General features: G+C 48.8%; 29 protein-coding genes. 14 read left to right on the top strand and 15 right to left on the bottom strand.

The window, feature by feature from the left end:
- Positions 1–4 precede the first annotated feature (4 nt).
- The 6 genes from AC1DVJ_RS00875 to AC1DVJ_RS00850 all read left to right on the top strand — a co-directional run bounded on the left by AC1DVJ_RS00875 (position 5) and on the right by AC1DVJ_RS00850 (position 4,201).
- A complete protein-coding gene (locus tag AC1DVJ_RS00875) occupies positions 5–661 on the top strand; it encodes a TetR/AcrR family transcriptional regulator (RefSeq protein ID WP_477587656.1) in 657 nt (218 codons plus the stop codon).
- Positions 662–786: 125 nt separating this feature from the next.
- Complete coding sequence (locus AC1DVJ_RS00870; protein WP_477587655.1) at positions 787–1,011, top strand: DUF1128 domain-containing protein; 225 nt, start codon at positions 787–789, stop codon at positions 1,009–1,011.
- 568 nt (positions 1,012–1,579) lie between these two features.
- Positions 1,580–3,019, top strand: coding sequence for an FAD-dependent oxidoreductase (locus tag AC1DVJ_RS00865; protein ID WP_477587654.1), 1,440 nt, complete (start codon positions 1,580–1,582; stop codon positions 3,017–3,019).
- A gap of 123 nt (positions 3,020–3,142) precedes the next feature.
- Positions 3,143–3,496: a hypothetical protein gene (locus AC1DVJ_RS00860; protein ID WP_477587653.1), complete on the top strand. Its 354-nt coding sequence runs from the start codon at positions 3,143–3,145 to the stop codon at positions 3,494–3,496.
- A 181-nt stretch (positions 3,497–3,677) separates the two neighbouring features.
- The gene (locus tag AC1DVJ_RS00855) at positions 3,678–3,920 is read left to right on the top strand and encodes a spore germination protein (protein WP_477587652.1); all 243 of its coding nucleotides are present in this window, start codon (positions 3,678–3,680) and stop codon (positions 3,918–3,920) included.
- A gap of 17 nt (positions 3,921–3,937) precedes the next feature.
- Entirely contained in the window at positions 3,938–4,201 is a 264-nt protein-coding gene (locus AC1DVJ_RS00850; RefSeq protein ID WP_477587651.1) for a hypothetical protein, read from the top strand.
- Positions 4,202–4,221: 20 nt separating this feature from the next.
- Here the strand turns inward: AC1DVJ_RS00850 and AC1DVJ_RS00845 are convergent, their stop codons facing one another.
- The 8 genes from AC1DVJ_RS00845 to AC1DVJ_RS00810 form a co-directional block, all read right to left on the bottom strand.
- A complete protein-coding gene (locus AC1DVJ_RS00845; RefSeq protein WP_477587650.1) occupies positions 4,222–4,566 on the bottom strand; it encodes a hypothetical protein in 345 nt (114 codons plus the stop codon).
- Between the two features lie 23 nt (positions 4,567–4,589).
- Positions 4,590–5,087, bottom strand: coding sequence for a hypothetical protein (locus AC1DVJ_RS00840; RefSeq protein WP_477587649.1), 498 nt, complete (start codon positions 5,085–5,087; stop codon positions 4,590–4,592).
- 9 nt (positions 5,088–5,096) lie between these two features.
- Positions 5,097–5,315: a hypothetical protein gene (locus AC1DVJ_RS00835; RefSeq protein WP_477587648.1), complete on the bottom strand. Its 219-nt coding sequence runs from the start codon at positions 5,313–5,315 to the stop codon at positions 5,097–5,099.
- 141 nt (positions 5,316–5,456) lie between these two features.
- Positions 5,457–5,900 carry an Hsp20/alpha crystallin family protein gene (locus AC1DVJ_RS00830; RefSeq protein ID WP_171631165.1) on the bottom strand — a complete coding sequence of 148 codons (444 nt, stop codon included), beginning with the start codon at positions 5,898–5,900 and terminating at the stop codon, positions 5,457–5,459.
- 109 nt (positions 5,901–6,009) lie between these two features.
- Positions 6,010–6,303 (bottom strand): alpha/beta-type small acid-soluble spore protein, encoded by a 294-nt coding sequence (locus AC1DVJ_RS00825; RefSeq protein ID WP_477587647.1) that lies wholly within the window; start codon positions 6,301–6,303, stop codon positions 6,010–6,012.
- Positions 6,304–6,323: 20 nt separating this feature from the next.
- The gene (locus AC1DVJ_RS00820; RefSeq protein ID WP_477587646.1) at positions 6,324–6,776 is read right to left on the bottom strand and encodes a GtrA family protein; all 453 of its coding nucleotides are present in this window, start codon (positions 6,774–6,776) and stop codon (positions 6,324–6,326) included.
- A gap of 4 nt (positions 6,777–6,780) precedes the next feature.
- Complete coding sequence (locus tag AC1DVJ_RS00815; RefSeq protein ID WP_477587645.1) at positions 6,781–7,791, bottom strand: glycosyltransferase family 2 protein; 1,011 nt, start codon at positions 7,789–7,791, stop codon at positions 6,781–6,783.
- 129 nt (positions 7,792–7,920) lie between these two features.
- On the bottom strand, positions 7,921–8,022 hold the full coding sequence (locus tag AC1DVJ_RS00810; protein ID WP_477587644.1) for a YjcZ family sporulation protein: 102 nt from the start codon (positions 8,020–8,022) through the stop codon (positions 7,921–7,923).
- 202 nt (positions 8,023–8,224) lie between these two features.
- Here AC1DVJ_RS00810 and AC1DVJ_RS00805 point away from each other — a divergent pair, with 202 nt between their 5' ends.
- The gene (locus AC1DVJ_RS00805; protein ID WP_477587643.1) at positions 8,225–9,016 is read left to right on the top strand and encodes an AraC family transcriptional regulator; all 792 of its coding nucleotides are present in this window, start codon (positions 8,225–8,227) and stop codon (positions 9,014–9,016) included.
- Here the strand turns inward: AC1DVJ_RS00805 and AC1DVJ_RS00800 are convergent.
- Entirely contained in the window at positions 9,008–9,613 is a 606-nt protein-coding gene (locus tag AC1DVJ_RS00800; RefSeq protein WP_477587642.1) for a DUF2087 domain-containing protein, read from the bottom strand. The two genes, AC1DVJ_RS00805 and AC1DVJ_RS00800, sit on opposite strands and share 9 nt — an antisense overlap.
- Before the next feature lie 146 nt (positions 9,614–9,759).
- Here AC1DVJ_RS00800 and AC1DVJ_RS00795 point away from each other — a divergent pair, with 146 nt between their 5' ends.
- Both AC1DVJ_RS00795 and AC1DVJ_RS00790 read left to right on the top strand, forming a co-directional pair.
- Positions 9,760–10,398 (top strand): futalosine hydrolase, encoded by a 639-nt coding sequence (locus AC1DVJ_RS00795; protein WP_477587641.1) that lies wholly within the window; start codon positions 9,760–9,762, stop codon positions 10,396–10,398.
- Position 10,399: 1 nt separating this feature from the next.
- Positions 10,400–11,239, top strand: a complete 840-nt coding sequence (locus tag AC1DVJ_RS00790; protein WP_477587640.1) for a 1,4-dihydroxy-6-naphthoate synthase — start codon at positions 10,400–10,402, stop codon at positions 11,237–11,239.
- 366 nt (positions 11,240–11,605) lie between these two features.
- Here the strand turns inward: AC1DVJ_RS00790 and AC1DVJ_RS00785 are convergent, their stop codons facing one another.
- The 3 genes from AC1DVJ_RS00785 to AC1DVJ_RS00775 form a co-directional block, all read right to left on the bottom strand.
- Positions 11,606–12,562 carry a D-2-hydroxyacid dehydrogenase gene (locus AC1DVJ_RS00785; protein ID WP_477587639.1) on the bottom strand — a complete coding sequence of 319 codons (957 nt, stop codon included), beginning with the start codon at positions 12,560–12,562 and terminating at the stop codon, positions 11,606–11,608.
- 35 nt (positions 12,563–12,597) lie between these two features.
- Entirely contained in the window at positions 12,598–13,599 is a 1,002-nt protein-coding gene (locus tag AC1DVJ_RS00780; protein WP_477587638.1) for an RluA family pseudouridine synthase, read from the bottom strand.
- Between the two features lie 94 nt (positions 13,600–13,693).
- Positions 13,694–14,725 (bottom strand): LacI family DNA-binding transcriptional regulator, encoded by a 1,032-nt coding sequence (locus AC1DVJ_RS00775; protein ID WP_477587637.1) that lies wholly within the window; start codon positions 14,723–14,725, stop codon positions 13,694–13,696.
- Positions 14,726–14,885: 160 nt separating this feature from the next.
- Between AC1DVJ_RS00775 and AC1DVJ_RS00770 the strand changes: the two genes are divergently transcribed.
- From AC1DVJ_RS00770 to AC1DVJ_RS00750, 5 genes are all read left to right on the top strand, one after another.
- Positions 14,886–16,229 carry an FAD-dependent oxidoreductase gene (locus AC1DVJ_RS00770; protein ID WP_477587636.1) on the top strand — a complete coding sequence of 448 codons (1,344 nt, stop codon included), beginning with the start codon at positions 14,886–14,888 and terminating at the stop codon, positions 16,227–16,229.
- A gap of 1,220 nt (positions 16,230–17,449) precedes the next feature.
- Positions 17,450–17,674 (top strand): hypothetical protein, encoded by a 225-nt coding sequence (locus AC1DVJ_RS00765; RefSeq protein ID WP_477587635.1) that lies wholly within the window; start codon positions 17,450–17,452, stop codon positions 17,672–17,674.
- A 128-nt stretch (positions 17,675–17,802) separates the two neighbouring features.
- Positions 17,803–19,569 carry a B12-binding domain-containing radical SAM protein gene (locus AC1DVJ_RS00760; RefSeq protein ID WP_477587634.1) on the top strand — a complete coding sequence of 589 codons (1,767 nt, stop codon included), beginning with the start codon at positions 17,803–17,805 and terminating at the stop codon, positions 19,567–19,569.
- A 101-nt stretch (positions 19,570–19,670) separates the two neighbouring features.
- Positions 19,671–20,096, top strand: coding sequence for a pyridoxamine 5'-phosphate oxidase family protein (locus AC1DVJ_RS00755; protein WP_477587633.1), 426 nt, complete (start codon positions 19,671–19,673; stop codon positions 20,094–20,096).
- A 110-nt stretch (positions 20,097–20,206) separates the two neighbouring features.
- Positions 20,207–21,709 carry an IMP dehydrogenase gene (locus AC1DVJ_RS00750; protein ID WP_477587632.1) on the top strand — a complete coding sequence of 501 codons (1,503 nt, stop codon included), beginning with the start codon at positions 20,207–20,209 and terminating at the stop codon, positions 21,707–21,709.
- Positions 21,710–21,794: 85 nt separating this feature from the next.
- On the opposite strand, the gene AC1DVJ_RS00745 is transcribed toward AC1DVJ_RS00750, so the two are convergent.
- From AC1DVJ_RS00745 to mnmL, 3 genes are all read right to left on the bottom strand, one after another.
- The gene (locus AC1DVJ_RS00745; RefSeq protein ID WP_477587631.1) at positions 21,795–22,760 is read right to left on the bottom strand and encodes a type I phosphomannose isomerase catalytic subunit; all 966 of its coding nucleotides are present in this window, start codon (positions 22,758–22,760) and stop codon (positions 21,795–21,797) included.
- A gap of 72 nt (positions 22,761–22,832) precedes the next feature.
- A complete protein-coding gene (gene mnmM / locus AC1DVJ_RS00740; RefSeq protein WP_477587630.1) occupies positions 22,833–23,405 on the bottom strand; it encodes a tRNA 5-(aminomethyl)-2-thiouridylate-methyltransferase MnmM in 573 nt (190 codons plus the stop codon).
- Between the two features lie 142 nt (positions 23,406–23,547).
- Positions 23,548–24,513, bottom strand: coding sequence for a tRNA modification radical SAM protein MnmL/YtqA (gene mnmL, locus AC1DVJ_RS00735; RefSeq protein ID WP_477587629.1), 966 nt, complete (start codon positions 24,511–24,513; stop codon positions 23,548–23,550).
- Positions 24,514–24,553 lie beyond the last annotated feature (40 nt).

The following is a 24,553-nucleotide window of genomic DNA, read 5'->3' as shown; positions in this document are numbered from 1 at the left end:
AGGAATGGCTAGGAAAGCAGTCGCGCAAGAGCTTAGCAGAGAACGAATTCTTACAGAGGCGCGGGAATTATTCGCTACTTTTGGCTATCGCGCTTTAACGATGCGAAGCATTGCTAAAGCAATGGGGTACAGTCATGGTGCGTTATATTACCATTTTAATGAGAAAGCTGAATTATTTTATGCACTAATTAAAGACGATTTCGCCTTACTTCTGCAGCGTCAGAAGGAAATGATTGTTCGTGAGCATGGGTTTAGCGTGAATTTGCTTCAAAAGTTAATGATGGAATTCGTCTGGTTTGGTTTAAACAATCCGAATCACTACGAAATGATGTTTATGATTAACGAGCCAGAACTACAACAGTACTCGCGTACCGAACAAGCTCAGTGCTTGGATATGTTCGCTATTGTCATTCGTGAAGTCATGGCTGATCAACCTGGTGCCGAGAGTCGGAAGTTTACACTTCCGTGGAATTTGTTTATGTCTTTACATGGCTTTATTTCCTATTGTATTCAGTTTAAGCTATCCTATGAGGAAGCACGCAAATTAGCTGACGAGCATATTCGCCTAATCTGTGTTAGTCTGGATGTGGATTCTGCTGAATTACAACGTCCGCTAGTCAAAATGGTTGGGCCGAATGTACGGAAATCATTCGTTATATAGGATTAGTAAGGAAGCTGAGACAATTTGTCTTTGCTTCCTTTTGCATATTTGAGACAAACTACATTTTACATTACCCAGCCTGTGCTATAAAATGATGAAAAGACACCGATGGAAGGATGATTACGATGGATTTGAATATATGGTCGGAAGAGAACGTTGAATTTATGTTTGAAGGCATTACGAGAAAGCTGCGCATGGCAACTGGAGGTTCCATTAAAGCCTCCAACGTGAAACAAGAAGTGTACGAGGATCTGAAGGATCTCTATGATATGGTCACGAGCAAGGATCGCTTCAGCATTAGCGAGATTGATGCGATTACAACAGAGCTTGGGAAAATTCGTAAAGCATAGTACAACATAAGCATGCCGCTGTTTCTGACCTTGGGTTGGAATGGCGGCTTTTTTTCCGTCGATAACCCCAACCCCGCCCGCGCCCGATGCCCCATGCCCCATGCACCATGAGGCCTGCTAAGCAAAATAACTGGATTTTCTGCATCTAATTCAAGCTGAATCACTGCTTTTTGGTAAATAACTGGATTTCCTCCTGCTAATTTCAGCCGATTTCGTCAAACGGGTCTATTTGAGCAAAACTAACTGTACAAAATCCATCTAATCGCCTTCAATAGGGTAGTTCCCTGAAAATAGCTGTATAAAATCCATTTAATCAATCAAAGCAGCCCAGCATGGAACCCGAACGTGTTCTTGTACATATCAGCCTTGGTGCTCTTCTTCAATACGCCGAATGAAGTACATACAATCGACCCAACAGGGACAAAATAGGTAGAAATTGGAACACAAGGAGAATCCGAAATTGACTCAAAACGGCGAGGCTTCTACCGTTACTCTACCACAATTCCCACAATCATACTGGCTCGACTCTGTGGACAAGATTCCACATTTTCCCAGCCTAAAAACTGATATGAAGACTGATGTAGTCGTCATTGGCGCAGGTATTACAGGGATCACTACTGCCTATTTACTCGTCAAAAAGGGTGTCAAAGTTGTCGTCCTGAATGCGGGTCCGATTCTCGAAGGAACGACAGGTCACACCACTGCCAAACTTACCGTCCAGCATGGACTTATTTATCATGAATTTCTTTCCCATTTTGGCGAAGAGAAGACCCGCCTTTATTATGAGGCGAACCACGAAGCGCTGATGCTCGTCAAACAAACGATCAAGGAGCTAGGCATCGAATGTCAATTTACCGAAGAAGATGCTTATCTGTATACGAGTGATGATGCTTATTTAAATCAACTGCAAGACGAATATATGGCATATGGGAAACTGCAAATCCCAGCTGATTATCTGGAATCTAACCCTTTGCCTTTTGCGACGAAAGCAGCAATCAGAATGAGGGCGCAGGCCCGCTTTAATCCAGTTCCCTATCTGCTTCGACTCATTCAGGAGATCACACAGCTTGGTGGTCAAATTTTTGAAGGAACAACAGTCGTCGGAGCAACCCATGAGAAGCCATCCATGGTCAAAACAAAACAAGGGCACCAAGTAACCTGCGATTATGTCGTCACAGCCTCCCACTACCCGTTCAACGATATCAAAGGCGCCTACTTCACTCGCCTGCATGCCGAGAAGTCGTATGTGATCGCTGCACGTACGGAGAAAGCATACCCTGGGGGTATGTACATCAATGTGGAGCAACCAAGTCGCTCTTTGCGTGCTGTCACCATAAATGGGGAACCTGCAGTGCTAATTGGCGGCGAAGGACATAAGACAGGGCAAGGCTTGTGTACCCATCAGTATTATGAGAATCTACAGAAGTTTGGGGAAGAGACGTTCGGACTAAAGGAGATTCTGTACCGTTGGTCGGCGCAAGATGTGATTACACTAGATAAAATGCCCTACATAGGTCAGCAATTCTCCGATACGCCTCATCTTCTCATGGCAACTGGCTTTCGCAAATGGGGTATGACGACAAGCATGGTAGCGGCGATGCTGAATACGAAATTAATCCTGGGGGAGCAAAGCCCCTACGAAGAAGTGTTCACACCGCATCGTTTCCATGCCGATCCTAGCGTCAAAACATTTGTCATGCAGAACGCCAACGTCGCGAAGCATTTTGTTGCTGGGAAGTTTGATTTGCTGCATAAACAACCAGAAGAACTATCGCCCGATGAGGGCTCTGTCGTCAGCGTGAAGGGCAAACGAGCTGGTGCCTACCGGGAACCAAATGGTGAGCTGCACGTGGTCGATACGACTTGTACCCATTTGGGATGTGAAGTCGATTGGAACGATGCGGAGCGAACCTGGGATTGCCCATGTCATGGGTCCAGATACAACTTCCAAGGAGAAGTGATTGAAGGGCCAGCGAAAAAGGCGCTTACCAAGCTAACCGTAGAGTAGTGTCCCCCTCAGGACAAGAGCGTATTTTTGCATGAAAATGGACAGCTATCCATGCGATGTTACCCCATGAGCCATACACTGTAGAGCAATGTATCTCTACTCATCTGAAGGAGGTGGACGTTCGTGGCATCTAAAATTCGTAAAGAAGACGTTCGTAAATTGATCGGGAAAGACATCTTCGCTGTTAAAAAAGATGGTACACAGGTAACGGGTAAATTAGTGCGGATCAGCGGCAACAAGTTGATTGTTGCTCCAGAAAACGGCAAAAAAGTGCAAATTAAAGCGATTGTCCCATTGGTTTTATTTGACTTGTTAGCAATTGGCACATCACCTTTTGCCTTTGGTGGCTTTGGCCCTGGCTTTGGCGGTGGCTTTGGCCCTGGCTTTGGCTTTGGCGGTGGCTTTGGACCTGGCTTTGGCGGTGGCTTTGGCCCTGGCTTTGGCGGCGGCTTCGGTGGTCCAGGACTCTGGTTCTGAGATTGATCGAAATAGAAGGCTCTTTCCTACTGGGGAAAGAGTCTTTTGTTGTTTTGAGAACCAATTGGAAATGCGCACCAATCCGCTGCCCCCTGAATAGGCTAAGATACAGGTTTACGGCTTGAGGCACCGGCAACACGCGCTGCCAGCTAAAACCATCCGCGGACAGGGAGTGAGCAGCATGCCGAGTTCCATCGTGTTTAACATGATCAATATTAATAATCAGAATACGAATGCAACGATCGGGATTGGTGAAAACGCACAATCCAGCTGGGATTCCCATAGCAAAAACAATTACGGTACCGGTGAATTCATCGGTAATTCGATCGCCTGCAACTTCGTCAATACCATCTTTGATAATGACTTTATCGATGCTCCAATTAATGATCAGGACTTTAAACCAGCCGTAACCAATCAAGTTTAGGTGAAAGGGTGTAGGCGATGCAGAAGCTGTTGCCCGGTCCGTTAGACCCGCCATTGATACAATTTGATGCGATTCACGTGAACTCAATAGCCGATGGATCTGGTATATTCATTGGTGCGAATGCCCAAGTGAATTGGTCAACAAGCAGTAAAAGCAACAGCGGCCTCGGTGAAGTGAGTGGTGAACATAATGTGGTGTGGAACAATATTAACACGGTTTACGACAACGATATCATCGATGCGCCGTATACGAAGGGTGATTTGATCATTGGTCGTGTTTGAAAAAAAGCTCCGCGACAGCCTTATTCGGCCGTTTGCGGAGCTTTTGTCGTTGCTTCTGAAACGGGAGTCGAGGCGGCAGTCGGACCCGCGGTGAAACCAGATGTCTGCGCCTGCGCGGTGATCATCTCCTGCAGCCACTCTGGCGTTTCGTTATCACCGACATTGAGCATGTCAAGGAAATCCGAATCGTTCAGCATGGAGCGGGTACCGACCAACTGATTGTGATCGCCTTCGACGGCGCCAAAGCCTTGAACCGTTTTTTGATTACTTTGAAAATCAGTTGGCCAATTATTCCCCATATTGATACAGGAGGCACTTTCCACGGAACCGATGCGGATCGAACCGATAATAAAAGTTGGAGACATGAAAGAAGACACCGATAATCACCTCATTTTTCCGCTTTAGGCTGTGGCGGTGTGTAACGGTAGCCCGTTGAAGTCCGCTCAGGCCCTGAACCTTCATGGACGGAAGACGTACTCGAAACACCCTCAGTAGATCTCTCTTGTTTCGACTCTTTCGTCACCTGTGAACGCTGGAAGGCCTTATCCACAGCTTCATCTTGCGCTTTCCCATTCGGTTTAGCACCGAAATTGTTTCCCAAATTCAACGAGCCGCTCAGTTCCTTAATATCGAGATGATCGAGTCGGAAGGTCAAATTTTCGAGAACAGGCTGATGGACGTGAAGGTTATCAATATGTATGCGCGGGTGCTTGGCAGAAAGGTCGGCCAACTGCTCTTCAAGCCTACGCAGCCGCTGTTCCAATAAGTGAACGGTTTGCGTTTCCTTAGAAGACAAAGCCTCGTTTCTCACAGGGGATGGCACATTAAGAGCAGCAGCGGATGGTTTAGTGGGAAGTGGCGACGATTTCTTTTTTTGAAACCACATGGATCGTCTTCAGCTCTTTCGTGTTTTCGGTTTAAAGTCAAACGTATCATTATCTAGAACCGTATGCTTTCCACCCAACACCATGTTGTGATCCCCTGTCAATTCACCGATCCCCTGATTCGTCTTGGCAGAATGCTTTCTTCCGTTGATCCGATTGCTGCCTTTGTTAACGCTAGAGTTTTCCGATATATCATCGATATGAATGGATTGAAATTGAATCCGAACCATCGCTCCACCTCCAAATCTTTTTCAGCATCTCCCTCCCATGTATATGGGGACAAACGCAGAATCATTTCTCTTTTTGCAAAACAAAAAGATCACCGAGTCTCCCCTATGAAGTGGAGTCGGTAATCTTCATTAACAATTGTCTCACGTAAATTGTATAGGGATGACCTTTTCGCCATCCGGAGGCGCAAGTGGAATGCGAATAATAAGCAATCCATTATGGTACTGCGCTCGCATCTGATCCGTCAAGGCTCTGCCTGGCAAGCGGATCGCTCGCTCAAATGTGCCAAAATAACGCTCAGAAAGCCGCATTTGCTCATCACTAACTTGATATGGACGAACGAGCATCCCTCGAATCAGGAGCGATTGGTCGCGAAAAGATAGCTGAATGTTCTCAGGGGAAGACAGTCCTGGCACCTCAGCGACCACAACGAGCTCTTGAGGCGTCTCATACATATCAACTCTGGGTCCGGTCAGCGGAATAATGCTGGCAATGTCCTGCCAGAACTCGGGGCCAAGCACATCGCCGGCTTGCGCCGACAGTCCCTTCCAATCGGGCTTTGACGAACGATTGCCTGGAGGATTCATCTGCCATCATCACCTGACTTCACCATTAAAAGTAGAGCTGCAAGCAGCTTGCTACTAGTTTATGTGCAACCGCGGCGGATTATGGCTGACTTCTAGACTCGGGACATACTTACTGTTGCGGTGGCCGCTGATTTAAGAGTTGCTGCTGCGCCATGCGTACAAGCTCCCGCACCATCGCGCCGCCGATTGGACCGCCGACTCTGCCGGCGTCTTCCGAGCTGAGTTGCCCATTATAGCCTTGTTGCAAAGGAACGCCAAGCGTGCGGGCGACTTCATACTTCACAAGATCGGGGCGTTCAGGATTAACGGCGTACCCTTGATTTTGCATGACGTGAGCTTTGAGAAGCCCTAAGCCATGTTCGGATCCGGGCACCATAGCCCGGTTTCTTCTTCTTCGTGACATCGTCTATCACCTCTTAGGTGTTAGGATGCCCTGTCCCTTTTCGGATCATGAGTACGGAAGGTGAAATATTTATGCCCGACGTAATTGCCAATCGTGTACAAGCCATTTCCAACCAGAATTGCACCATTATGGAGCCAGCTCGTACTGGCATTCGTCAGATAGGATCCTAGCGATTCGGCAAGAAGCCAACTGATCCCATAGGAAAACCCGTAGCAGACGAGGATTACTAGTGCGAACTTCCACCAACTGCTGCCGATGCTGGCATTCGAACGAAAGGTAAACGTGCGATTAAGCAGATAACTCACCACCGCACCGATCGTATTCCCACCAAAGGTCGATACCCAATAATTAAGATCAAATAGGTTAAAGAGTGCAAAGCTGGCCGACAAGCCTACCAGCGTATTCAACACACCAACGAGTAAGAAACGTGCGAAGCTGCCTGTTAACAATGATTTCATGGCATTGGAAGTCATCCGATTACCGCCTAGCAGTGACAGGTTGAATCGCCTGCGAAGTTACAGCTTCTATTTCCAGAGCGTGCTCTGTCAGTTCCTTTTCGATAACAAACAGAGGGCGCTGCTTCACTTCTTTATAAATTTTACCTATGTATTCGCCGATCAAACCGAGAGCAAGAAGCTGTACACCGCCGATGAACCAAACCGAGAGCACGAGTGATGTCCAACCGGTCACGTTGGCGCCTAGAATTTTACCTATAATCGCATAAAGGGCTGCAACGACGCTCATCGCGAAGAGGACGAAGCCCATCACCGTGACAAAACGAATGGGAGTTACACTGAATGACGTGATGCCGTCGAGGGCAAAAGCCAACATTTTACGCAGCGGATATTTGGATTCCCCAGCAAATCGTTCTTTACGGTCATAATAAACCTGTGTGGAGGGAAATCCTAGCAAAGGTACTAAACCCCGAAGGAATAAGTTAACCTCTTGAAATTTCTCTAAATTATCAAGGGTTCGCTTACTCATTAAGCGGAAATCTGCATGATTGTACTGTATTTTCACACCTAGCGATGTCATGAGTTTATAAAAGCCTTGCGCTGTCGCTCGCTTGAAGAAGGTATCTGCTGAGCGATCCTGACGAATACCGTAGACAATGTCGTAGCCTTCATGATATTTAACGAGAAATTCACGAATGACCGCTGTATCATCTTGGAGATCAGCATCAATGGAGACGACGCAGTCGGAATACGCTTTTGCTTTCAGAAGTCCGGCAAGTAAGGCGCTTTGATGACCGGCATTTTTGGCTAGCTTAAGCCCCGTCACGAATGGATTGGAGAGGTGGAATCGCTCAATGAGCGACCAGGTTGCATCTTTGCTGCCATCGTCCACAAACAATACCGTACTATTGGGGGCAACCAATTGATCAGTAATGAGAGTATCTAAGACCTCGCTGAGCTGAAATACGGTTTCCGGGAGTACTTCTTCTTCGTTATAACAAGGGACCACAATGGTCAAAATCGGTTTAGACACAATACCTCGTCTCCGTCCTAAATAGGTAGTAGATGAAATTCCTTGCTTAAGATTTAATTATAGCTAAAAGGGCTAGAAAAAGTAAGCGGCCGGAACGAAATCATCGTCCCAACCGCCATGGCTTTTTAATTACCAACCAAATCCGAAAGTAGCAAGAACGATAACCAAGAGTACGTATAGAACGAGGACTACAGCAGCGCTAGAACCACCAGCAGGGTAACCACAACTCATGTCAATCCCTCCCTTCACAAAATTACTATATGTCATTCGACTAAAGGCTGTATGGTTGAATGTCCCGAATGCGGAATAAATAATTGGGCAACGTGTCCAAAGTTTGGGACATGCGTGGAGAATTCAATCGGAGAGCGATACATGATCAAAGGCTGACGAACGAAATGAGGGGGGACCTCATACGAGATGGAGGTAAACATGCATGCGTTATGAGGAACGCCAGCCGGATGAGACATTGCAGCGATATATCAAATGTTATTGGTATTTGGAGCGGGATTACAGCGCAGCAGAAGAGGGAGAAACCCTATGGCCAGATGGCTGCCAAGAGCTGATCTTTCATTATGGAGCCGATTATTCCGCAGGCGGGCAAGTGATGCCACGGGCATTTTTTATCGGTACGCTTTCACAATATCATCCGCTTACGGCAGAAGGCCCAATCCGTTTATTCGGTGTGCGATTGCTGCCATGGGGTTTGCGTGCCTTCAAGGAGATGGATAGTCGCGAGCTCAAAGACAAGTTTCTTCCACTCAATGACTTTTTTCCCGAACATGAACTCGCGGAGCTAGTTCCGAAGCTGGCAGAGGCAGAATTGGATGAGGGTATCGCCTTACTGACGGCATTTTTGTATCGTCATCTCCAAGCAGAAACTAAGCATGCCGCGATGATTGATATATTATCTAAGCTATATCGAACACCGATGGAGCAAGATGTTCCCATTAGCGTAGCCGAGAGTGGCTACTCACAGCGGCATTTTGAGCGTATTTGTTCGGAACTCGTCGGCATGTCGCCGAAGCAATTAAATTCCGTGTCGCGATTTAATTTGGCTCGGCTTCAAATCTTCTTCAATCCGACATTGGACATTCCAAGCTGTATGGGGCAGTTCGGCTATCATAACTATGCGCACTTTTCCAAGGAATTTAAGAGGTGCCTTGGTATCACACCGACGGAATATAAGAAGTGGCTGCTGCGGCTGAAGGAGAGATCATTACGATAAGGTTTCCCACTTCGCCCACATTTCCCTAGGATTCAACTCATAGACTTCACTTTCCCGAAACATAAACTGGTGCATAATTAACTCTCGGCGCAAGGTAGCAAAATCCGGATGAAAGTTTTTGAGGATGGCGTTTAGTTCTTTCTCAGCGTAAGTGCATCCTTTTTCAAGCTCGGCAACCAAACGCTCGAGGACAATCAGTTTTTTCTTGAGCTGAGCAGGGATATGTTTGAGCTTACCATCTAGCGTGAAAAAGTTCCGTAAAACAGACTGCTTTAGACTGGCATTCTTGTCTTCCGTTTCCATGGATGCGGGCACCTCCTTTTTATTTTTGAAAATAAGATCAGATGTCGCCTGAGCGTGACTGCGAATGAAGGCGTCATTCAATGTGAAGAAAATCGTATTTTTGTCACGGCGCTCATGAATCAAGTTGGCTTCGCGAAGCTTGGAGGCGTGGTGGGTAACTGTTGCTGGGGTCACGCCCAGTTTCTCAGCGAGAGCTTGACCGTTCGATTCGCCGTCCGCTAATAAAATAAGCATTCGAATACGCGTCGCGTCTGAGAGTGCTTTGTGATAGGTAATGATTTTATCTAATTGCATAAAGCAGCCCCCAATAAACTAATTTAGTATCTATCTAATTAGATGATATTTAAATTAGTTGTACGTGTCAAGCGTGAAAGTTTCCTTCTGGACAGGGGTCATGTAAAATACCTGTATAGAAGTCAAAGCTTAAAGGGGAAACAACGATGCGAATACTTGTCATGACAGCAGTCGCTCCAGAACGAGATGCCATTCAGCGGGGTCTTGGTCAGGATAGCCGATTCGAATATGCATTAGCCGGAGTGGGGCTAGCCGCGGCGGCGGTGAATGGAGCCCTCGAACTTGCCAAAGCTGACTATGACCTTTTGATTATCGCCGGCATCGCAGGCGGTTTTGTAGGTCAAGCGGAAGTCGGCTCGCTTGTTATCGCGAGCGAGATCATCGCTGCCGATCTTGGCGTAGAGCTGCTGGACGGCTTCAGCAGCTTGGACGAGCTGGGCTTCGGCTCAACGCGCATCAGCATTGCAGCCGACTTGGCCCAGCGCGTGACGGCGGCGTTGCAAGCCGGCGGCCTGCAGGCGCAAGCGGCACCGGTGCTCACGGTGGCCACGGCCACCGGAACAGCGGCAACCGCCGCTGCGCTTGCGGCGCGTGTGCCTGGCGCTGCCGCCGAAGCCATGGAAGGCTTCGGCATAGCGACAGCTGCGCAGCAGCGCGGCGTGCCTGTGCTGGAGATCCGCGCGATTTCCAACGCGGTCGGCCCGCGAGATCGAGACGCTTGGCGGATCGGTGATGCCTTGAAAGCTTTAGAAGCAGCAGGTTCAGTATTAGCGGAGGTGCTTTAAAATGAAAATCGCATTCTCACCATGCCCAAACGATACGTTTGTGTTCCATGCCTGGGCGCATGGGCTTATCCCAGGTGCACCAGAGCTTGATGTCCTCTACGCGGACATCGATATAACGAACCGTCTAGCTGCTGAAGGCACTGGCCCCGACGTGCTCAAGATCTCTTACGCAGCACTCCCGTGGGTGCTGCAGGACTATGCCCTGCTGCCCTGCGGCGGCGCTTTGGGCAGAGGCTGCGGGCCGCTTGTACTTATGCAGCCAAGCGAAGGTGCGGCTGACCCGGCTGCCCTTAGCGGCCGCCGAGTAGCCGTGCCGAGCGAGCGCTCGACCGCGTACTTACTGTTCCGCTTATGGGCGGAACAGAACGTGCCTGGCGGCGTAGGCGAAATCGTGGTCATGCCGTTCCACGAGATCATGCCCGCCGTGCGGGACGGCCTTATCGATGCCGGCCTCGTCATTCATGAAGCGCGATTTACTTACCCGTCGTACGGGTTAGCGCTTCTAACAGATTTGGGCAGCTGGTGGGAGTCCGATACCGGGCTGCCAATCCCGCTGGGCGCCATCATTGCGCGGCGCACCATGGATCTGGAGGCGCTCGCGAGCTGGGCTCGCGCCTCGGTTGAATACGCGTGGGCGCATCCGGAAGCATCGCGCGACTACGTCATGCAGCACGCGCAGGAAATGGACCCGCAGGTCGCGCAGCAGCACATCGACCTGTATGTCAACGAGTTCACTGCTGATCTCGGCGAGAGCGGATATGGCGCGGTCTTGACCTTGCTCCAGCGTGCCGCTGAGACAGGTCTTGTGCCGCAGATGGATTATGCGGCCCTATTGAAATAGTCTTACCTTGGATCAGAGTATCCAATAGGAACGCCAAAGGCTGTCTATCCCGTAGATGAAATCTACATGGAAAGACAGCCTTTTTTGAGATCATTTTTAACTGAGCATATCCGATCTGCCCCGCTGTAACAGTAAAAACACGCTTACAGAGGGCGATCGTCAGTGAATCTGCCAATTTGGAAGTTGTAACAGTGAAAAACACGCTTACAGAGGGCGATCGTCAGTGAATTCACTGATTTGGAAGCTGTAACGATGAAAAACACGCTTACAGCAGGAGAGCGTCAGAGAATCCGCCGATTTGGTAGCGTAACGGTGAAAATCATCACTACAGGTATGTAACCGCAGTTCGCCTCATCTCAAACCAACCTACCCGATCACATTCACCGGTCGCCCCTCAATAAAACTCAGCACATTACTGCTCGCAACAGCCATCAACCTAGCTCTAGCTTCCTTCGTTGCCCAAGCGATATGCGGCGTAATGATCACATTCTGCGCATGCAGCAAAGGGTTATCTGGCTTCGGCGGTTCGACCGTCAGGACATCAAGTCCCGCACCAGCGATGCGACCATCGTTCAAAGCTTGCGCTACATCTGCCTCGTTAAGCAGGCCACCTCTAGCCGTATTAATCAGAATAGCCGACGGTTTCATCAAAGCGATCCGCTCCGCATTCATCAACTCATTCGTCGCTGGTGTCAAAGGACAATGCAGACTAACCACATCTGCACGCTGTAGTAGCTCCTCCAGTGACACCCATTCAATGCCTTCTACGGGCTCAGGTACACGGCGTCGACTGCCTGTCGCGATCACCTTCATACCCATTGCCTGTGCAATGAGCGCCGTTTGCTTTCCAATCTGGCCGAGCCCGATCAGTCCCATTGTTTGACCGTGTAACTCAACGAGCGGTGATCTGCTATAGCTGAAATCGATCGACGCAGCCCAATCCCCCTGAAGCACACTGTCGCTATGGCGCTGCACCCGATGACTGAACTCCAACACTAACGCAAAAACCAACTGAGCAACCGAATGCGTGCTATATGCAGGAACATTCGTCACCACAACACCGTGCTCTTTCGCTGCTTGGATATCCACGATATTATAGCCAGTCGCCAAAACACCGATGTATCGCAACTTCGGCAGCTGCCCAAGCGTTTCTGCGGAGAGAGGCGTTTTATTCGTAAGTACAATGTCAGCTTCTGCTGCACGTTCAACGATTTCGCTCACAGCGGTCCGATCATAGACAATGAGCTGCCCCAAAGCCCCAAAGCGGCTCCAGTCTAAATCACCGGGATTTAATGTATAACCATCAAGTACAACAATGTTCATCGGTTTTCTCCTTGTATTGGTCCTGTTTCACACTGTTATTTCTTCACACCTGGCTCTTTAAAAGGATTCAAAAACAACTTCGGAATATGCGTCTCAAAACGCATCAACTTTCCTGTCGTCGGGTGCACAAAAGCAAGCACACGCGCATGCAGTCCAAGTCGATTAATCTCCTTCGATTTGGAGCCATACTTTTTATCTCCAGCAACCGGGTGACCGATATCCTGCATATGCACGCGAATCTGGTTTTTACGTCCAGTCTCCAAATTCACCTCAAGCAGCGAAAAGCTTTTGTTGGCTTGCAGCGTTTTGTAATGCGTCACCGCGTGTTGTCCATCAGTGGGGTACGGTGTGGAGTACATTTTGAGTGATTTCGCATGCTCTTTGAGCCACGATGAAATCGTTCCTTCCGGCTTGCGCACCATGCCTTCCACCAAGGCAACGTACGTCCGTTCTTTAACACTTTCCTGCCAAGTATTTTGCAGCTGCTGTTGGGCTTGTTCGGTTTTGGCAAACATCATCACGCCGGATGTATCCCGGTCTAATCGATGTACGACAAAAATCCGTGCCTTCGGATCATGGTTCCGCACATGTGCCGTGAGCTGGCGATAGGCTGTAATCTGATTTTCCTGCGTATCCGTCGCGATGGATAGAAGGCCGGCATCCTTTTGAATTACAATGACATCGTTATCTTCGTGCAAAATACTCATGCCAGCGAGCGGAATATCCTCGACGACTTTATCCTTGTTGATCGTGACTGTTTGATCGGGCTTCAAAGGGTAATTATAAGCTGTTACCGCTTTGCCATTTACAGCGACTTGACCGCGAGCGAGGATAGCTTTTACAGCATTCCGGCCTAAGCTCGATAGCTTTTCTAACAAAAACGGCAGCAGCTCAATAGGCTCCTTCACCGTATACTGGCGAGTACTCGACTCCTGGCTTACCTTAGCAGTGTTCGAGGGCTGACCCTGTGGCTTATTACCAAATTTGGGTTTATGGCTGAGGCTTCCTTTTGGACGTGAACCTTGTTTCTTTTGCATATTAAAATACCTCCTATTGCGATGGCTTACCTTCCGGTCAGATCATTCGACCTCCAATATACCACGTTCGTAAAAGCAAATGAAACGCTATTGCTTATCCCTGCAACTTCTGAATCGTACTCCCTGTGAAAAAATCTCCCTGCAGCCGCACATGCTCAAAAGGTAAATGCGGATTCGCAATCCGCCATAGCATACGATCCGCTGCGCGATAGCCGGCCTCTCGAATCGGCAGCTGAGGGCGAGAGCAGAGCGGCAGCGTATCGCTTTGCTCATTCAACAGCGCGACTAGCGAGCATTGCTGCGGCACTTGAACACCTAATCGGCGAAGTGTGTGATACACCGGCGCAGCTTCCTCATCAATGCCGCATATCACAGCCGTTGGCCGAAGCTCCTGATAAATCCGCTCAAAGTCACGCAGCCACCCCTCCGAACCATCTCGCTCTATTGCATGCTCACGCGGATCCACCGTCACGCCAGCTTCTTTCATCGCTTCGGCGAAAGCCTGCCAACGTATGACAAATCCCCGTTGATCCTTCGTATCCCCTACATAAAGAATGTTCCTATGACCTATTCGGACTAGCCTTCGAACCGACTGATATACAGCCTCATACACATCCCAAATGACACTATCAACCTTGGACTCCGGCGGCGGAAAATTCAGCAGAATGCGAGGGAGCTGCAATTCTAGCAGCTTTTGCTCCAAGAGATCCCAATTCATCCGTGGCGCTATAAACACGCCTTCTGCATACAGCAGGCCTTGATCCTCCGCCCAGTCATCAAATTGAGAGGGCTTCAGTTTAGGCGGAATGAGAAGCGGCTGTACCGTGTGGCCGAACTCCATGAAGCGTTCATGCAAGCCTTGCAGCAGCAGGCGATTGAAGTTCAAGGATTGCTTGTTCTGGACGAGCACGAACCTGCGCTGCACAACGGGATACGGTGAGATGAGGTCTTGCTGAAGCGTTTGCTTCTGATCTTTTGTCATATAGCCAAGCTCGCGCGCAAGCTTGAAAACTTCACTTCGTGTCTGCTCTGACATGCCAGGCAATCCGCGCAGCGCTTTGGATACCGTTTGTATCGTTAACCCGAGCTGGGCGGCCAAATCGTGGAGCGTAATTCGTTTACGCATACGTCTGAGATGTCCCCTTTTCATACAACTTATGTAACATCAATTTTAAACTAAATTTAAACTAAAAAGAAGGTTGTTTTTAAACTACACTTAGAGAGAAGCAAGGCATGGAAGAGGCAAGTGAGATACTAAACAAAATTACCTAAGGGAGCGAAGTCAGATGATCAAACAGATAGAAGCAGATGTGGTTGTAGTAGGTGGGGGACCAGCAGGTGTAAATGCGGCAATTGCGGCAGGACGGAGCGGGGCCAAAACCGTTTTAATAGAGAAATACGGCTTTATTGGCGGCATGTCGACGGCCGCGCTGGTGTATCCTTGGATGACGTTTCATACGACGGATGGTAAACAAGTCATTGCGGGACTTGCCCAAGAAATTATTGACCGTCTCATGGCGATGAATGCTTCACCGGGGCACCTTCGGGATACTGTAGGTTTTGTAAATACGATCACACCTTACCACCCTGAAATATATAAAGTTCTCGCAGTTGATATGCTAAAAGAAGCCGGAGTTAAGCTGCTTTTCCATAGCTTCGTCGATCATGTGGAGACCGTGGATAATCGCATTCAATCCGTACAATTGACGTCCAAATCAGGCCGAATCGATGTCAGTGGCAAAGTGTTTATCGATACAACGGGAGACGCCGATCTCGCGTTTCTGTCTGGAGCGCCGTGTTTGAAAGGGCGTGATGGCGACAAAGCGACACAACCAATGACGATGAAATTCAGAATGCGCGGTGTGAACCTGCCTGCCGTGAAACAATACATGATCGACCATCCGGATGAGTTTTATAAAAAGACGCCTTTCTCCGAGCTCGCTGATCTCCCTCTGTCTGGTGTACTAGGCTATTTCAAGCATTGGAAGGAAGCGAATCTTCCGATCAATCGCGATCAAGTGCTGTTCTTCACAGGTCCAGAGGACGACGAAGTACTGGTCAATACCACGCGTGTGCAGGGGCTGGATGGCACCAATGTTGAGGACTTGACTGAGGCCGAGGAACTTGGACGTAAGCAAGTGCTCATGGTCGCCGAATTTATGAGAAATAACTTGCCAGGCTTTGAAAAAGCCTCCATTTCCAATGTCGGCGCACAGATTGGTATCCGTGAAACGCGCCGGATTGATGGTCAATATGCGCTGCAAGTGGACGATGTCGTGCAAGGCCGTCACTTTGATGATGTGATCGCACGCAGCGGCTATCCGATCGACATCCACGATCCGTCCGGCAAAGGCGTCACCGCAGCTTGGGTCAAAGGCGACGGCGCCTACGACATCCCTTACCGCTGCCTGCTGCCGCAAAAAATCGAAAACCTGCTCACTGCAGGGCGCTGCATCTCCACTACGCATGAAGCGCTCGCGACCACTCGCCTCACGCCAAGCTGCATGGCGACAGGGCAAGCCGCAGGTTCAGCAGCGGGACTCGCTGTTAAGCATGGCGTGCTTCCAGCGGAGATTAATGTAGCGGAACTCCAAGCTGTCCTTGAGCAGGGTGGGGCTTTGTTGAAATAGATAACTACCACGAAACCGAAACCCACAACCCGTAACTATTAATTAGTTGCGGGTGTTTACGTTAAAACGGCGTATTTCCCCCACTAACAACCTCAAGTAAGCTACTCAACTCCGTACGCCGCAGTAGGCTAGGAGCAGCGAGTTGAGCTGACTTTGCGAAGCTGGATATTCCAACGTCAAGAGGTGCTACTCTAACTGTCATTCTAAAGCGGTAATATCCAGCTTCAGAGCGGCTCAGCTATTCCAACCGATGTTCTGAAGCTGGAATATCCAGCTTCAGTGAGGCTCAGCTACTCCAACCGACGTTCTGAAGCTGGAATATCCAGCTTCAGAGTGGCTCAGCTACTCCAACCGACGTTCTGAAGCTGGAATATCCAGCTTCAGAGTGGCTCAGCTACTCCAACCGACGTTCTGAAGCTGGAATATCCAGCTTCAGAGTGGCTCAGCTACTCCAACCGATGTTCTGAAGCTGGAATATCCAGCTTCAGTGAGGCTCAGTTACTCCAACCGACGTTCTGAAGCTGGAATATCCAGCTTCAGTGAGGCACAGCTACTCCAACCGACGTTCTGAAGCTAGAATATCCAGTTTCAGTGCGACTCAGCTACTCCAACCGATGTTCTGAAGCTAGAATATCCAGCTTCAGAGTGGCTCAGCTACTCCAACCGACGTTCTGAAGCTGGAATATCCAGCTTCAGTGAGGTTCAGCTACTCCAACAAACATACTGAAGCTGGAATATCCAGCTTTAGTGAGGCTCAGCTACTCCAACAGACATTCTGAAGCGGGAATATCCAGCTTCAGTGCGACTAAGCTACTCTAACCGACGTTCTGACGCTGGAATATCCAGCTTCAGTGAGGTTCAGCTACTCCAACCGACGTTCTGAAGCTAGAATATCCAGCTTCAGTGCGACTCAGCTACTCCAACAGACATTCTGAAGCGGGAATATCCAGCTTCAGTGCGACTCAGCTACTCCAACAAACATACTGAAGCGGGAATATCCAGCTTTAGTGAGGCTCAGCTACTCCAACTAACCTTCTAACGTGTACAGCGAGTTGAGCTGACTTAGCGAAGCTGGATTTTGCTCGAAACTCGAGCCTCTCCTTGCTTCCTGCACTCACCTCGTCCACCCGCCTCCACTCGCTTCCGCCACCCCGAATACACCCCCTCAAATCAGGGAACACTAGCACATACATCATCTATCGTGAGAGAGGCGGGTCCCTATGCTTTTATACCAATTAACGCAATGGTTCGAAGAACGCACGACCTTACAGCAAGCGCTGCAACGTGAACCGGCTGAATCTGCAGGCGAAATTCATCAGAAAATTCAAGAAGTCGAGCAGCAGCTCTATTCCCACGCCGAACGCTGGAAAAACGCCATCGAAGAAGCCTCCTACCTGCAATTCCCCTATGAAGTCCCGCATTTGGACGACGATATGGTTCTTTAACAGTCATCCGTTTCTCCAAACGCGCTGCTTAAGTCGTCCCTCATGGGAGGGCTTGTCTTTGTATTTCCTCCGTTTTCGTGTAGAATTAGAAGGCACGATAACCCAGAATAGAACGAGGTTTTTTTCATATGAAAGTACTTGTATCCACACTGAACGCCAAATTCATTCATACCTCCTTGGCTTTGCGCTATTTGAAAGCGTTCTGCGAGAAGGATTTTGATGTTGAAATATCCGAATATACGATTAAAGATCCCGTCATGAATGTGGTCTCTGATATTTATCAGAAGGCGCCAGATGTGCTGGGCTTTTCCTGCTACATATGGAACATTGAAGAGACAATCAACATTATCAAAATGATCAAAAAAATCAGACCCGAAATCCTCATTGTCCTGGGTGGACCTGAGGTTTCATATGACACGGACTACTGGATGGACCGCATTCCTGAGGTTGATTTCATCGTTATGGGCGAAGGTGAGGAAACATTCCACCAGCTGCTGACAGAGATTTCAACGACGCGTAAATACCATTTCGTGTATGGCGTTGCCTACCGCAAGGAGCAAGAAGTGATTCTTATGCCGGGCAGACCGAAGCTGAAGCTGGATGATATTCCGTCGCCGCATCGCTTCAAGGAAGATATTCCAAGCCTGGCGAATCGTGTTGTTTACTTCGAGACGAGCCGCGGCTGTCCGTTCTCTTGCCAATTCTGCCTATCGAGTATCGAGGTGGGTGTGCGGTATTTTGACATGGAGCGAACGAAGTCAGACTTGCTATACCTCATCGACTCAGGTGCGAAGCTGATCAAATTCGTGGATCGTACGTTTAACATTAAACGTGACTATGCGATGGAAATCTTCGAATTCCTCATCCAAAATCACCGCGGCACCGTGTTCCAATTCGAGATTACGGCAGATATCATGCGCCCTGAGGTTCTTGACTATCTAGCTGAAAATGCCCCTCCGGGCACGTTCCGTTTTGAAATCGGAGTGCAATCGACGAATGACACGACGAACGACCTCGTGCAGCGTAGACAGAATTTCTTCAAGCTGAGCCGCACCGTGTCCAAGGTGAAAAACAGTCTCAAAATCGATCAGCATCTCGATCTCATCGCCGGATTGCCTGAAGAGGATTACAACTCGTTCCGTAAGACGTTTAACGATGTTTTCGAGCTAGGACCAGAAGAACTTCAACTGGGCTTCCTCAAAATGCTGCGCGGCACTGGCATGCGTAAGGATGCACATAAATTTGGCTATATTTATATGGATCACGCCCCTTACGAGATTCTCGGCAATGACATCCTGCCATTCACCGATTTGATTCGCATCAAGCGGGTGGAGGATGTGCTTGAGAAATATTGGAATGCACACCGCATGGATCATACGGTGAAGCACTTAATCGCCAACGAATTCGCGTCGGCGTTCGATTTCTTCCAAGAGTTCGGCGACTTCTGGGAAGGCCGCGGCTGGCAGAAGATAGGGCATCAGCTCGAGGATCTGTTCACTCGCTTACGCGAGTTCCTGATTCATCGCGGAACGCCAAACATGCACATCATCGAAGGCCTGATGAAGCTCGACTACTTCCTCGGCCATAAATATAAGCCGCGCAAAATCTGGTGGGACTTCACCTTGGAGAAGTCCGAACAGAATGCGTACCTCAAGCTGGTCGCGGAGCAGCCTGAGCTCGTCAGCGGAGACTTCCAGAGCCTCCGCATCAACGAAAAAGACCTCCACAAGCATGCGATGCTTGAGGTCCTGCCATTCGCTTTGCAAACGTACTTGCAAAGCGGACAACTCGACGAAAGCAGCAAGGAGCTGCTTGTCGTGCACTTCCCGCCGGACGCACAGAAGCCGGCGTCCTACTACACGATGCCGCTGCATCAGCAGCTGGCAACGATCTAACAACCAACCCCCTCACGCGACCGCCGTGAGGGGTATTTTTTGTCCCAAATTGGGTAATCTAGGGGAGTTAAAGCAGGTTGAGACTGAAAGGAGAGCTTAGTATGATTGAAACGAAAAATTCACAACTTGAAGAGCAAATCATCCAGGTGCTAAACGCCAATCAAGTGTGCTCCTTTGCGACGATTGACGGTAACAAGCCCAAGGTGCGTTACATGGCCTTGTTTCACGACGGTTTGGAGATTTATTTAACGACGAGTAAGAAAACAGATAAGGTCGAAGAACTCCAAGAAAATCCCCATGTGCATATTCTTGTAGGATATGACGGTAAGTCTACGCCAAATATTTTGCAAATTCAGGCTACCGCTACGATCTCTTCGGACAATGCCCTTCGTGAGAAGCTATGGACCGATGATATGAAGCAATGGTTTGAGGGGCCGCATGATCCTAACTATGTCGTGATGGACATTTCCCCGTCTTATATTGAATATTCGAGCAAAGGTTCCGAACCTCAAATTTGGACGAAATAACGCCGATTCGCAGCCTACTGAACATTTCCCTAAAAAATCCATTGACCACAGGCAAGGTTCAGTGATAAGATTATAAAAATTTACCTATGGATCAAGGAGGAAATTGTAAAGTGGCTACGTATTATATGGAACCATCTCGTACGTTTAGTGAGTTTCTGTTGATTCCTAACCTGACGACGAAGGCATGTACACCGGCAAATGTAAAGTTGAAGACACCGTTAGTCAAATTTAATAAGGGTGAGGAGCCAGCGATCTCACTGAATATCCCGTTTTCTTCTGCTGTCATGCAAGCCGTATCCGATGATGGAATGGCTATTGCGTTGGCGCGTAGTGGCGGGATTTCGTTTATTTTTGGCTCGCAGTCGATTGAAGAACAAGCACTGATGGTGCGTAAGGTAAAAGGGTACAAGGCTGGTTTCGTCGTAAGTCGTTCTAACCTGAAACCAGAGCAAACGCTTAATGATGTGCTAGCTTTGAAAGAAGAGACAAGCCATTCCACAGTTGCGATCACCGACGATGGCACAGCGAACGGGGAATTGCTGGGGATCGTAACAGGTCGTGACTATCGTCGGAGCCGTGATCCGTTGGATCGTAAGATTTCAGAGTTCATGACACCTTTCGAAAAATTGATTTACGGCAAATCTGGCATTACGTTGTCAGAAGCGAATAACCTTATCTGGGATCACAAGTTAAACTGTTTACCGATTGTTGATGACAATGGGAAATTGGACACGCTTGTTTTCCGTAAGGATTATGACGAGCACAAAGAGAACCCGATGGAGCTGCTGGATAAAAACAAAAGCTACATTGTCGGCGCTGGAATCAACACGAAGGATTATACGGAGCGAGTTCCTGCGCTTGTTGAGGCGGGCGTAGACATTCTCGTTATCGATTCATCTGACGGTTACAGCGAATGGCAGCATGAGACCGTCCAATATGTGAAACAGAATTTTGATGTCAAAATCGGTGCGGGTAACGTCGTTGACCGTGAAGGCTTCCGCTATCTAGTAGAATCAGGAGCTGACTTTATCAAAGTAGGGATCGGCGGCGGTTCTATCTGTATTACGCGGGAACAAAAGGGTATTGGCCGCGGCCAAGCTTCCTCTGTCATGGAGGTTGTTGAAGCGAGAGATGAGTATTTTAAAGAAACCGGTATCTACATTCCGATTTGTTCTGATGGTGGTATCGTACACGACTACCACGTTACCCTTGCTTTGGCGATGGGCGCTGACTTCGTTATGTTGGGCAGATATTTTGCTCGTTTCGATGAGAGCCCGACAAGAAAGCTTAAAGTAGGTAACAACTATGTGAAAGAATACTGGGGCGAAGGCTCCAATCGTGCTCGCAACTGGCAGCGTTATGACACAGGCGGCAAAAGCAAGCTTCTGTTCGAGGAAGGGGTAGATTCCTACGTTCCTTATGCGGGAAGTCTGCAAGAGAACCTCGACAAGACGTTAGGCAAAATCAAATCAACAATGTGCAACTGTGGTTCATTAACACTCGATGAGCTTAAGCAAAATGCAAGAATCGCACTAGTTTCCGCGACATCATTGGTTGAAGGCGGAGCGCACGACGTAATTCTCAAAGAAAGCAGCCTTTCGGAAGAAGGCTAGCTCACAAATAAAAGCTCTCTGACAGTGCCCGTCAAACGCGGCGCGATCAGAGAGCTTTCTTTATTTAGCGATACCTTCGCTTCGTTTATGGCAAATAACTGCGAATCACTGTCATGCTGCCCTCAAGTGAGTAGCTGCCCAAATCGGCAGGAAGCAAGAAACAGTCCCCTGGTTTGGTTGGGATCTGACCGTCAGCCCATTGCAGAGTCCCGTTACCATCCGCGATCACAAGGATGACGAAGCTGTCTGGCGTTGTTGCGAGTTCCCACTGCGGGCCTACAAGGCCTTTTTCTACGGTGAAAAAAGGAGAAGACGCGAGCGTCAGCCATGTGCCGGCTTCTGTCAAATCCGTTTTCATGCGTGTGGAACCTGAACCTTCATACGCGATGACATTGAGCGAGTCTTCGATATGAAGCTCACGCATTTTGCCATCCAAGCCAGGACGATTATAATCATACAACCGATACGTGGTATCGGAATTTTGTTGAATTTCGGCTACAAGTACTCCCGCGCCTAGCGCGTGCACCGTACCTGCAGGTATGTAAAAGGAATCCCCAGCTTCAACAGGTACTTCTTGCAAGCAGTCCATAATGCGGTTGTCCGCAATGGCTTCGGCAAGGCTTTCCCGTGTTACGCCGTCTTTCATGCCATATATAATTTTGGCGCCGGGCTTTGCATCGAGAATATACCACATTTCTGTTTTGCCAAGCTCACCAGCCGCAAGATTCTCGTAGTGATCATTCGGATGAACCTGCACGGACAAATCGTCTTCACAATCCAGCAGCTTGATGAGAAGCGGGAAACGACCATTTTTTTCAGAAAATCCTTTGGTACCAAACAATGTTTTGCCGTATTTCTCGCGGATTTCATCAAGACCTAAGCCAGCTAATTCGCCGTTGATGACTTTCGTTGTTCCGTTCGGATGATCACCGATCATCCAGCCTTCGCCAATGGCGCCTTCAGGAAGCTCAAAGCCAAATCGTTCAAGGGTTCTGCCTCCCCAAACACGTTCTTTCATTTCAGGTTGAAATTGTAGCGGGTATGATTTCAAAACAATCCCTACTTTCCCCTAGTCTATTCTATTAATCTGTCATTTATTACTCTCTAGCATTATATCATGTAGCTATCTTTTTTCTAGAGCTAAGAGATACGGCGCAGAGGTGCTTCTATTTACAAATTGGTACCGCAGCACTTGAAACGCTGCGAGCGGAAGTTGAGAAGCCCAGCGCTCGACCGCTGCGGCTTCTTCCGATCCGCCATCGTGTCCGCTGTACAGCACGATGGTGACGATTCCGCCTTTGCGCAGCAGGCGGAGGGCGGCTTCAAGAGCAGGAATGGTGGATTCCTGCTCGGTGATAATGGCTGTATCGGCTCCAGGCAGGTAGCCGAGATTGAAGGTGACCGCGGCGACCTTGCCGTGGCGGTCTTGCGGCACGGCCGCTTCCATGAGCGCATGGCTGCATAAGCTCATGGCAACGTGCGCGTCTGGCAGCTCTTTCGCCAGACGCTGCTCGGTTTGATCCAGCGCAGCCTGCTGGATATCGAAGCCGTACACGCTGCCGCGTGGGCCGACGAGCTTCGCCATGAACAAGGCGTCAACGCCTGTGCCTAACGTGGCATCCACAACAGTATCACCTGGCTGGACACGCTGCCCGATAAGTTGATGTACATAACTCAGAACAGATACTAATCCCATATGTAAAGTGGCCTCCAATTTCCCGATAGTTCATTTTTGTGACGATGCGCTAATTGTCTGATCTGTGGTATTAAGCCACTTTATCGCAAATAGAGCATCCTGGTTCCCTTTCTCCAGGATGCTCTTTCAGAACGCAGCTATGTTAAGTCAAGCTTTCTTTTCCCGCCCAATACTTCCCTTGCCATGTATTTCTCTCCAACAACAATTTATCAAAAGCGTTCAACACTTCCCATTTCTTGAGGCTCCACATCGGTCCAATTAGTAGATCCCGCGGCGCATCCCCAGTGAGACGATGAACGATCATTTCTGGCGGTAGAATTTCCAATGTATCGACGATTAGCTTGACGTATTCATCCTTTTCCAAGAATTGCAGTAAGCCTGCTTCGTATTGCTTCACCATCGGTGTCTTGCGCATGAGATGTAAGAGGTGGATCTTGATACCTTGCACATCCATCTGAGCAACGGCCTTCCCGGTATCCAGCATCATTTCATGGGTTTCTCCAGGTAATCCATAAATAATGTGCGCACAGACGCGGATATTATGCTTGCGCAGCTTAGCAACGGCATCCAGATAACATTTCGTATCGTGAGCACGGTTGATGAGCTCAGAAGTGGATTCGTGAACGGTCTGCAGACCCATTTCTACCCATAGATATGTGCGCTGATTCAATTCAGCCAAGTATTCAATGACATCATCCGGTAAACAATCCGGCCGCGTCGCGATAGACAAGCCTACAACGCCTGGTTGCTGCAAAATAACTTCATAATACTCGCGCAACTGCTCTACTGGTGCGTAGGTGTTCGTATAGGCTTGGAAATAACCGATATAGTTGGCTTCGGGCCATTTTTGATGCTGAAGATCGCGTATCTTATTAAATTGTGTGACAAGATCGTCGCGGCGACTTCCTGCGAAATCTCCCGATCCGCGTGCGCTGCAGAAGGTACATCCACCAGTTGCAATATTGCCGTCTCGATTGGGGCAGGTGAAGCCAGCATCCAACATTACCTTGAATACTTTACCGCCAAGTGCTTCGCGCATTTCATAATTCCATGTATGGAAACGTTTATCGCCCCAAAGCTGAGGTGATTCCTGGATTAATGTAGACATAGGACCTGTATCCTTTCTTTCTGTCAAATATGAGAATATA

The organism is Paenibacillus sp. P4_A9 (genome assembly GCF_056402415.1).
This window is presented reverse-complemented; position numbering and strand designations above follow the sequence as displayed.

Excerpts from the sequence above, each read along its gene's own strand:
- AC1DVJ_RS00875 (WP_477587656.1), top strand. The coding sequence starts at position 5 with ATGGCTAGGAAAGCAGTCGCGCAAGAGCTTAGCAGAGAACGAATTCTT.
- AC1DVJ_RS00870 (WP_477587655.1), top strand. The coding sequence starts at position 787 with ATGGATTTGAATATATGGTCGGAAGAGAACGTTGAATTTATGTTTGAA.
- AC1DVJ_RS00865 (WP_477587654.1), top strand. The coding sequence starts at position 1,580 with ATGAAGACTGATGTAGTCGTCATTGGCGCAGGTATTACAGGGATCACT.
- AC1DVJ_RS00855 (WP_477587652.1), top strand. The coding sequence starts at position 3,678 with ATGCCGAGTTCCATCGTGTTTAACATGATCAATATTAATAATCAGAAT.
- AC1DVJ_RS00850 (WP_477587651.1), top strand. The coding sequence starts at position 3,938 with ATGCAGAAGCTGTTGCCCGGTCCGTTAGACCCGCCATTGATACAATTT.
- AC1DVJ_RS00845 (WP_477587650.1), bottom strand. The coding sequence starts at position 4,566 with ATGTCTCCAACTTTTATTATCGGTTCGATCCGCATCGGTTCCGTGGAA.
- AC1DVJ_RS00840 (WP_477587649.1), bottom strand. The coding sequence starts at position 5,087 with ATGTGGTTTCAAAAAAAGAAATCGTCGCCACTTCCCACTAAACCATCC.
- AC1DVJ_RS00835 (WP_477587648.1), bottom strand. The coding sequence starts at position 5,315 with ATGGTTCGGATTCAATTTCAATCCATTCATATCGATGATATATCGGAA.
- AC1DVJ_RS00830 (WP_171631165.1), bottom strand. The coding sequence starts at position 5,900 with ATGAATCCTCCAGGCAATCGTTCGTCAAAGCCCGATTGGAAGGGACTG.
- AC1DVJ_RS00825 (WP_477587647.1), bottom strand. The coding sequence starts at position 6,303 with ATGTCACGAAGAAGAAGAAACCGGGCTATGGTGCCCGGATCCGAACAT.
- AC1DVJ_RS00820 (WP_477587646.1), bottom strand. The coding sequence starts at position 6,776 with ATGACTTCCAATGCCATGAAATCATTGTTAACAGGCAGCTTCGCACGT.
- AC1DVJ_RS00810 (WP_477587644.1), bottom strand. The coding sequence starts at position 8,022 with ATGAGTTGTGGTTACCCTGCTGGTGGTTCTAGCGCTGCTGTAGTCCTC.
- AC1DVJ_RS00805 (WP_477587643.1), top strand. The coding sequence starts at position 8,225 with ATGCGTTATGAGGAACGCCAGCCGGATGAGACATTGCAGCGATATATC.
- AC1DVJ_RS00800 (WP_477587642.1), bottom strand. The coding sequence starts at position 9,613 with ATGCAATTAGATAAAATCATTACCTATCACAAAGCACTCTCAGACGCG.
- AC1DVJ_RS00795 (WP_477587641.1), top strand. The coding sequence starts at position 9,760 with ATGCGAATACTTGTCATGACAGCAGTCGCTCCAGAACGAGATGCCATT.
- AC1DVJ_RS00790 (WP_477587640.1), top strand. The coding sequence starts at position 10,400 with ATGAAAATCGCATTCTCACCATGCCCAAACGATACGTTTGTGTTCCAT.
- AC1DVJ_RS00785 (WP_477587639.1), bottom strand. The coding sequence starts at position 12,562 with ATGAACATTGTTGTACTTGATGGTTATACATTAAATCCCGGTGATTTA.
- AC1DVJ_RS00780 (WP_477587638.1), bottom strand. The coding sequence starts at position 13,599 with ATGCAAAAGAAACAAGGTTCACGTCCAAAAGGAAGCCTCAGCCATAAA.
- AC1DVJ_RS00775 (WP_477587637.1), bottom strand. The coding sequence starts at position 14,725 with ATGCGTAAACGAATTACGCTCCACGATTTGGCCGCCCAGCTCGGGTTA.
- AC1DVJ_RS00770 (WP_477587636.1), top strand. The coding sequence starts at position 14,886 with ATGATCAAACAGATAGAAGCAGATGTGGTTGTAGTAGGTGGGGGACCA.
- AC1DVJ_RS00765 (WP_477587635.1), top strand. The coding sequence starts at position 17,450 with ATGCTTTTATACCAATTAACGCAATGGTTCGAAGAACGCACGACCTTA.
- AC1DVJ_RS00760 (WP_477587634.1), top strand. The coding sequence starts at position 17,803 with ATGAAAGTACTTGTATCCACACTGAACGCCAAATTCATTCATACCTCC.
- AC1DVJ_RS00755 (WP_477587633.1), top strand. The coding sequence starts at position 19,671 with ATGATTGAAACGAAAAATTCACAACTTGAAGAGCAAATCATCCAGGTG.
- mnmM (WP_477587630.1), bottom strand. The coding sequence starts at position 23,405 with ATGGGATTAGTATCTGTTCTGAGTTATGTACATCAACTTATCGGGCAG.
- mnmL (WP_477587629.1), bottom strand. The coding sequence starts at position 24,513 with ATGTCTACATTAATCCAGGAATCACCTCAGCTTTGGGGCGATAAACGT.